This window comes from Bacillus sp. C-3-6, assembly GCF_054509685.1.
The window spans coordinates 2286682-2295630 of the sequence record NZ_CM137247.1 but is presented as its reverse complement, the minus strand read 5'-3'; the positions used below and the strand labels follow the sequence as shown (position 1 = coordinate 2295630).

Sequence of the window (8949 nt, the reverse complement as noted above, 5' to 3'; positions counted from 1 at the left end):
TTTACACCCTCTTTTTTGTTAATTTAAGTAATACTTTGCTTAAGCTTTCTTCCGTAAGATCCTCTGCATCAGCAAAATCTGATACCGTAAAAGCAGACTCTGTTGTTGGTTTATTTATAAGTTGACGGAGATGCCTTAACATACCATCTGCTATCACTTGAATTTTTAATTTAGAAAACTGTTCCCTACTATACATCCAAATAAAATGTAACTTTTCATCTTTCACCATTCCGATAACATCAATTAGATGAGACGGTTTGGAATCTGGAGCATGATCTAAAAATGTAAATCCTGTCTCTTGCATAAACAAAGAGTCCCTTGAAAACACCTGATCAAATTGGCCCAAATAGTTAAAGCTTATTGAAGGCTTTTGCTGATAAAACGGAAGTAATCCTTTATTCAAGTAACGTAAAATACCATAGTCAACTCCGCGATTTGGAATTCGACGTAATTGTTCTTTGACAGCCTTTAACCCTTCAATAGGTGTCTGAGTTCCTTGAAAATTGAGATGAACGGGATAAATACTTGTGAACCAGCCCACTGTCCTTGATAAATCAATACCTTCAATCATCTCTTCTCTTCCGTGTCCTTCTAGATGAATAGAAACGGTTTGCTGATTTATACAATCAACGATAGCTTGTCCTAATGCCGTTAATAGTACCTCATCAATCCTTGTCTTATGAGTGACTAGAACTTCGTATAACAATGTTTGTGTTTCTTCTATTCCTAGAGTCCTCGTCACTTGATCAATCGATTCTTCTGTTGTTTCTTGTATTGGATAGTCCATTGGAATTTTCATCGTTTCTTTTTCTACTTGTTCATTCCAATAATTTTGTACTTCTTTTGAAATACCCGAATCACTGTATGTCTGGAGTCGTTCAGACCACTCTTTAAAAGATGTACTTTTCGCAGGTAAGCGAACTTCTTGACCTTGTTCCATCTGGTTATATACCACCTGTAAATCTTCCAATAGAATCCTCCATGACACTCCATCTACTACTAAATGATGAATCACCCAGAATATTCGATCATTTCCAGTCAAGTTATCTTCAAAGTACACTACTCTCATTAACGGACCAGTAACTAAATTGAAACTAGCTTGATTAATGTTCATCTCTTCTTGTATTATTTTATTCCACTCTTTTTCATTAACTTGATTACGTTTTACAACATGGAGTACTGACAGCTCATCAGTCCCTTCATTTCTCTGCCTCCACGTTCCGTTTGGTAACTGTTCGTACCGGAAACGTAAAGCATCATGATGTTTCAGTAAATTTAATATCGCTCCCTCTAGTAATTTCACATTCAATCTTTCTTTTACTCTTAAAAGCATTGATTGATTCCAATGCTCTGTATGTGGATGTTCTTGCTCGAAGAACCAGCACTGAATTGGAGTAAGAGGCACATCACCTATCACAATTCCCTGCTCCGCTTGTACTCCCTGCGTTTCTATAGCCACTTGTGCCAGCTCAGCGATAGTTGGGCATTCAAACATTTGCTTTGGAGTAAGTTTTAACCCCACTTGACTTGCTTGAGATATGATTTGAATACTGAGAATCGAGTCGCCACCAATTTCAAAGAAATTATCATAGATTCCCACCTTTTTAACACCTAATACTCGCTTCCAAATGGTAGTCAGTATCTGTTCGTTACTATTCCGAGGGCCAACACATTCACTATTAATCTGCTTTTCCTCTGGCATAGGTAAGGCCTCACGATCAACTTTACCGTTAGCTGTAAGTGGAATAGCTTCCATCGCCACAAATCCCGAAGGAACCATATAACTTGGTAGTTTCGCTTTAAGATACTCTCTCCACGCATCTACATTTCCATCTCCTACAACATATGCTACTAATCTTTTATCGCCCGGCTGATCTTCTCTTACAATTACAACTGCCTCTGTTACAGATGCATATGTATTTAAAGTAGACTCAATTTCCCCAATCTCAATTCTGAAACCACGTATTTTAACCTGATGATCAATTCTTCCACGATAATCTAGATTCCCATCTGGCAAATACCTAGCTAAGTCTCCTGTCCGGTATAATCTTTCTTTCGGATTACTACTAAATGGATGAGATATAAAACGCTCTGCTGTTAATTCAGGTCTATTTAAATATCCACGTGCCAATCCTGCTCCACCAATATAAAGTTCACCATCAACACCTATAGGAACAGGTTGTTGATAAGCGTCTAGTATATACACTTCTAAATCGGGAATCCGCTTTCCAATATTACTTCTTGAAGCATGCTGCACATCATCTTGAGTAATTGGATAATATGTAACATGAACTGTAGTTTCTGTAATTCCATACATATTAATTAACTGTGGTTTTTTCTCCCCATACCTTTGAAACCACGGTAACAAGCCAATAGGTTCTAACGCTTCTCCGCCAAATATCACGTAACGCAGCTGCAAATTTTTATTCTTATCTTCTTGTTCACACACTCGTATTAATTGGCGGAATGCGGAAGGTGTCTGATTTAGAACTGTGACTTCTTCCTCCACCAATAATTGATAAAAATCCTTAGGTGATCGACTAATCCAGTACGGAACAACAACTAATTTCCCACCATATAATAACGCTCCCCAAATTTCCCATACTGAGAAATCAAATGCATACGAATGAAAAAGCGTCCAAGTATCTTTTTCATTAAACTGATACAAACAATCCGTCGATTTAAATAACCGTATAACATTGTGATGCTCTATCATAACGCCTTTTGGATTTCCCGTTGATCCCGAAGTATAGATTACATATGCCAGATTTTGGGGACCGACACTAGAAACCGGCAAAGTCTTACTTTCTTTCCCAATCTCATCTTGATCACGATCCAGGCAAATCGACTCAACATTTTCTGGTAACCAGTTCAATTCTTTTAAACTTTCTTGCGTTACGAATAACTGAATGCTAGCATCTTCTAAAATATATTGAAGTCGCTGCTCTGGATATGTTGGATCAAGTGGAACATAAGCCCCACCAGCCTTCAAAATCCCTAAAATACCTACAATCATTTCGAGGGAACGTTCAACGCACAGTCCAACTAAAGTATCAGGTCCTACTCCCTTTTTCTGCAGATAATGAGCTAACTGGTTTGCACGTTCATTAAGCTCCTTATAAGTAATTTTTTCTTTTTCATACGTAACTGCAATAGCATTTGGATAAATCATCGCTTGCCGTTCGAACATTTCATGAATAGTTACTTGAGGTGGGACATCCAGTTTAGGATTGTTGAACTCAACTAAACTTTTTCTTTTATCTTCCTCAGAAATGATTTCTATTTCAGCCACCTTCTGCTTTGGGTTTTCAAAAATATTTTCCAGTATCACTAGCATAACGTTAAAGAATCGTTCTATCTCTTCCTTAGAAAATAGCTCCTCACGATAATCAATATGTACATGTAAAGAGTCTATATCAATTAGATTTTCAATATGAACTGCAAAATCTTGTACTTCTTCACGGTTTGGAATCCATAGTGAGTCACCACTTTCATCACGATCCCTATAATCAATCGTAGTTCCGAAAAGTCTCACATTACTGTTATTCTCTTTATTAATCTGCTTTAATAACAAATCAAATGGATATTTCTGGTGTCTTAATGATTTACTTTGTTTTCTGGACACTCTACTAATAAATGAAAGTACTTCTTCTTCTGGATCAATATCCATTCTTAAAGGAACTGTACTCACCATCATTCCAATCAATTTTCGTTCCATTTTAGTCATACGGTTGCCGTAAGCCATTCCTAAACCAATATCAAGCGATGAGGTCCACCGATACATGGACAACGAAAAAGCAGCAACAAAAAGAGTATATAAACTATTTTTGTAATCTTCAGCAAATTTTTCTATCTTTCTCTTCAAATGTTCCGTTAATATAAACGTCTCACGTGATGCTTTGGTACTAACTTGGTACGTATTATAAGGCTTCAATCCAGTCACAGATGGCAGTGTTCTAAATTCCTCTAACCAAAACTTTTGATCTTTTTGAAAGCGACTACTATTCAAGTATGTTTGTTCGTTGGTCAGAAATTGAACATATGAATTTTTAATTTCGCCTTCCTCATTCTCGTTATGCATGTCATAATAATATTTTGCAATCTGCTCAGTAAATATTTGAATTGATAAACCATCCATAATAATATGATGAACATTTCCAAAGACTGCACATTCATTATCGTTTAATTTTATTAAAGCGAAATAGTATAAATTTGAATTAAATAATGTAAACGTTTCTTTTGTTTTCTGCTCAATCCATTCCTCAAGCAAATTTGTATTCTCCACATTACTGAAATCAAAAAACTCAAATTCTTGTTCTTCATGTTTAGTAAAATATTGTTTCGGTTCCTGATGCCCATTTTCTTTTAACCTAATGCACAGACCGTCATTTTCACTGATAACGCGATTCACAACTTGGTTTAATTTTGAATAATTCATTTTTCGATGAAGTTTAAATAAAAATCTTAAATTACATATTCCTTTATCAGAATGAACGACTTCTGTATACCATATTCTTCGCTGCGGATGGCTTAATGGATAGCATTCCTCATTGGTCATAAAAATCTTCCCTTCAAAAATTATTTGCTCTTATAGGTTCGTGTTTATGTTTAGCCCATAAATATTTCTGCAGTGAAACTCCAATTACTCCAATAATAACAAGCCCAATCCCTCCATAAACATAGAGTTGAGTTACTCCAAACAAATGCACTAATGGACCACTCATAGCAGGAGAAATAATTAGAACTGCGTTTGTTAAACTGCTTTGTATACCAAATACTCTTCCTACTTGATCTTGATCGGATTCTATTTGTAAAATGACTTGATTAGATACAAGCATCAGCCCACTTCCGATACCAGCGATAAAACTAATTAAATAAGCTAAAACGAAGACCGTACCGGGCGTTATCAAACCAATCCCCCCAAAACCAATTCCCATTAAAACCATACCTCCACATACTACCCAGCCATATTGAAATTGTTTTAATTTCTGAGTTAGTAATGCACCAAGTATTCCGCCAAGACCAATAATAGAAATGATATATCCCATTTTACTTTTATCATGTGGGAATAAGCTCTTAAATAAAGTTGGGAATTGTGAGTCTACTAATTGTAATACTGCCATGGCTATTGTAACGAAAATCATGGTTGATAATATTATCCGATTAGATAACACATAACCCCACCCTTGTACCCAAGCGGTCCAAGTACTTTGTTTTTGCTTTTCAACACATTCTTTCGATATAGTTTCTTTAAATTTTATTGTGGGTATCAGAACTAAGGTAGCTAATAAACAACTTATAGCTCTTATAATGAGGCAGAACTCTGGTTGAAACCAGCTCAGCAACATGCCCCCTATAAGTGGGCCTACTATCTTTGTACCCTGCTCTACTATTCCGTTGATACTTACTGCTTTAGTAAGCAAGTCCGGGGATACAATCTGTCTTGTTAGTGTTTGCTGTGCAGGATAATAGAAAACAATAAAAATAGAACGAATCATTAATGCCACTAAGAGCCAGTGGATATCTTGTACAAATAAAAGAGCAATTGTTATTAGACCAACCATTAGATTACAGAACATCATAATTGGAATTTTTCTAAAACGATCCGCAATAACACCTGCCCATGAGCCAAAAATAATTCCAGGAAGTGCATATGCAACAGGAATCAATCCAATCATAGTAGGATCTACTTCCCATTCAAACCCAACTATAGTCATAATCGCTAACATATCAATAAAAACACCAAGCATAAGCAATGAATAGGCAGAGAAAACTTGTAAATAAACCCTATTTCCTAATAGGCCTTTTGAATCAGTAGTTTTCATAAAAGCAAGCTCCTTAGGTTACTAATATAAACGCTTTTGCGTATAAGGTACCTCTTTATTAAACCTAATTAATCATTATTGACATCTCACCTAGAATTTAACTTCGTCAAAACTCAAATCGGCCTTATTTTTCGTATATTTAAAATAGTCAGACAAACGAAAGCGTACCTATTCCTTCATTTTTATATCAACTGTTACAAAATATATCTTTACCTTACACTAATAACAGCTAAACGTTGCCTTAATATAACCCTTTACAGTCGTTTACACATTCAATTCACATCCTTTTTAAAGTTGGCTTTTTTCTATCTCAAATACTATCACACAAATATTCCACCTACTATATTCATAAAGTTGAAATATTTGAATCAGAAAATTCGGATAAAAAACCAAATCCACAAATCATAACAAACTATTATTTAGTTATATTTTCATTTTATAGTTAGCTTTAACCATAAGGGTATTAAGAATTAAGTTTTTTAATTTTATTAACATAATAGTTTAAAGAGACCGTAAATCCAACTAAACAAAAAAAATATACAATAAAGTATATTTTTTCTAATCCTACATATTTTCTATGCAAATTAATTCCAATAACTAAAGTTGATAACAAAAATATAATATTACCAATCACTAATGTACTCATAACAAGAATTGAATAATATAGTATTAATACTTCTGCACCTACTACCTATTCTATTTATTGGATATTTATACTTCAAAAAAATTACACATCATTCACAATTAAGATACATACCCAAAATATGATTTGAACGTTTTATTATATTTTAAGATAATATAAAATCAGTTTTTCTATAAGAGAACTTAATTTTTATGTAGTACGAAACTGTTAGTAATACAGTATATACTAATTTAGTTATAAAAACATTTAAAGACCACCTATTTCCATAAGTGATCTTTCTTTGTGATTCTGTATTTGTGCACTACTGTAGAAATATATCGTAGAAACGCTTTGTTTGCTAAATGTTTAGTTCTTTCCATTTACTAAAAAACATAACTTCATACACTTAATATCATATTCGTTAAATTGCAAACTATTATTTTGCCTTCTGTACAGGCAAACTACTAAAAATTAATTCAGCAACTTTTACATATCCTTTTGAGTTTGGATGAATTAAATCCTTAGACCAAAGCGTATTATCATTAACTAAATGATGATTCCAAAAATCAACATGATGAAGCTTATACTCTCTGCTCAGTGAATGTATAACTTCATTTGCCTCTAATAATTGTTCTTTTATTACTTGTTTTTTTTCAGAAGCAAAAGGAAGCCTAACTGTAAAATCTGGAAGGTTTGCTATAATAATATCAGCCCCTGCTTTACTTAATGTATTTATCATAAATTCCATATCGTTCTTATATGCATCGTGATTCCAACGTCCTTTTAAAACATCGTTTGCCCCTGCAATGAGACTAACCAAATCTGGATTAAAAGTTAGCGCTTTTTCCAATTGCTGCGAGCGAATTTCTTTAGTTACTAACCCACGCTTTGCAAAATTGGCATATTCTATATCGTTTTCACACAGTTGAACAAAATGATCTACCCAGCTTTTTAATGCAATTCCCTCAACTTCATCCCCTATCCCCTCTGTAAAACTATCGCCAATTGCTACAAATCGCTTCCACATATGTATTCCCCCTTTATTATTAACCATATCTATACTATACAATAGCTCACACCGTAATTGTTATTTCTAAGTGGTTTTCGATTTCAATTATATTCCACTTTACTATATTTATATTTAGAATCCAAAATTGACCGATTCCTAAGTATACTTAAGAATCGGTCATATTCATATATTTACTAAAGAGATAAAATCTATCTAGAAATTATACTTTTTTCAAAAAATTTATTGTTCTTTGTTTTGCCCAGTTGATACATTTCTTTTCGATTAAATGATATGAAACTATAGAAAAAAGTAGTGTCATTGCAATGCACAAAGTAAGAAGGAAAAAGATAGGTATCTTTGTATACAAAAGTTTAAATAATACCATCATGATTGGAAAATGACACAAATAGATACTGTATGAAATTTCTCCTAAATATACAAATACACTCTTATTTAAAAATGCTTTTACTTTTAGGTTACTCATAGCCATTATAATAAATATACTAACCCCCATTACGACACCCCAATCTTTTAATAAGAAAGTTGTATCATTACGGGAAAAACCATAAATTAAAATGGAATATAAATATAGAATAATCCCTAATGCAATAAGAAATCCTTTTTTAAATTTTTTCATGTTCCTATATGAGTAGATAAGTTTTTCCTGATACTTAAAAAGTAACATTCCAACCATAAACATAGATGTAAAATGCAGTGTATCAGCATAACCATTATAAAATCCTTCAGCTTTCCCAATATGCAACATATTAAGAACAACACTAATTAAAGAAAAGCTCAATGCAAATAGTATCGTTTTCTTCCAATTCAGTTTATAAAAAAGAAGGAATAACAAAGGAAACACAATAGATATACGCATTTCTTGAGCCAATGACCAAATAACTGGATTATAATTTTCCGTAAAAAAGTTATTAAGAAGCACAAAGTGGTTTAGAATATCTAATTTTGTTATAGACCCTTGCCACCTATCATAGAACCAATCCCGTAATCCTACCACTTCATACGACGAAAATAAAATAAATAAAACAAAGGTAACGATTATCCAAAAATAATAAGGAATATAGATTCTTACAAATCTCTTAATTAAATATCCCCAATAATTTGTTTTTGAATGATAAAGTGCCATAGATAACACAAAACCACTTAGTACATAAAAAACGATAACAGCTTCCCCACCCGCCCATAAAAACCTAAGCGGGGAAAATTTAATAGAATTAGGCAACGATGGTAGTATTAAGCAAAAATGTCCAAATACCACAGTAAGTGCCGCTAACCCTCGTATGGAATCTAATTCTTTTATTCTCTTACTCATAAAATGTTCTCCTTGTAAATTGTAAATTTTGCTGTTCATAAAGGCCAATATAAGAATGTAGTGGGAGAATTGTACATATTCTTTCTTTAAATTCCTAATATAAGCAGTATAAAGTTAATTTGACCTCCATTTCTTTATATACATAATGTAAAACAAAATATTT

General features: G+C 33.3%; 4 protein-coding genes. All 4 read right to left on the bottom strand.

All coding sequences use genetic code 11. The annotated features are described in order from the left end of the window. Position 1: 1 nt before the first annotated feature. Positions 2–4558, bottom strand: a complete 4557-nt coding sequence (locus ACW0JX_RS11820; RefSeq protein ID WP_459245697.1) for an amino acid adenylation domain-containing protein — start codon at positions 4556–4558, stop codon at positions 2–4. Between the two features lie 13 nt (positions 4559–4571). Further along, the gene (locus ACW0JX_RS11815; protein WP_459245696.1) at positions 4572–5825 is read right to left on the bottom strand and encodes an MFS transporter; all 1254 of its coding nucleotides are present in this window, start codon (positions 5823–5825) and stop codon (positions 4572–4574) included. A gap of 1058 nt (positions 5826–6883) precedes the next feature. Beyond that, positions 6884–7474, bottom strand: a complete 591-nt coding sequence (locus ACW0JX_RS11810; RefSeq protein WP_142374169.1) for an SGNH/GDSL hydrolase family protein — start codon at positions 7472–7474, stop codon at positions 6884–6886. A gap of 202 nt (positions 7475–7676) precedes the next feature. Beyond that, a complete protein-coding gene (locus ACW0JX_RS11805; protein WP_459245695.1) occupies positions 7677–8825 on the bottom strand; it encodes an acyltransferase family protein in 1149 nt (382 codons plus the stop codon). Positions 8826–8949 lie beyond the last annotated feature (124 nt).

What these genes read in the sequence shown, in the direction of transcription:
- ACW0JX_RS11820 (WP_459245697.1), bottom strand. Translation starts at nt 4,558, where the DNA reads ATGACCAATGAGGAATGCTATCCATTAAGCCATCCGCAGCGAAGAATA.
- ACW0JX_RS11805 (WP_459245695.1), bottom strand. Translation starts at nt 8,825, where the DNA reads ATGAACAGCAAAATTTACAATTTACAAGGAGAACATTTTATGAGTAAG.
- ACW0JX_RS11810 (WP_142374169.1), bottom strand. Translation starts at nt 7,474, where the DNA reads ATGTGGAAGCGATTTGTAGCAATTGGCGATAGTTTTACAGAGGGGATA.
- ACW0JX_RS11815 (WP_459245696.1), bottom strand. Translation starts at nt 5,825, where the DNA reads ATGAAAACTACTGATTCAAAAGGCCTATTAGGAAATAGGGTTTATTTA.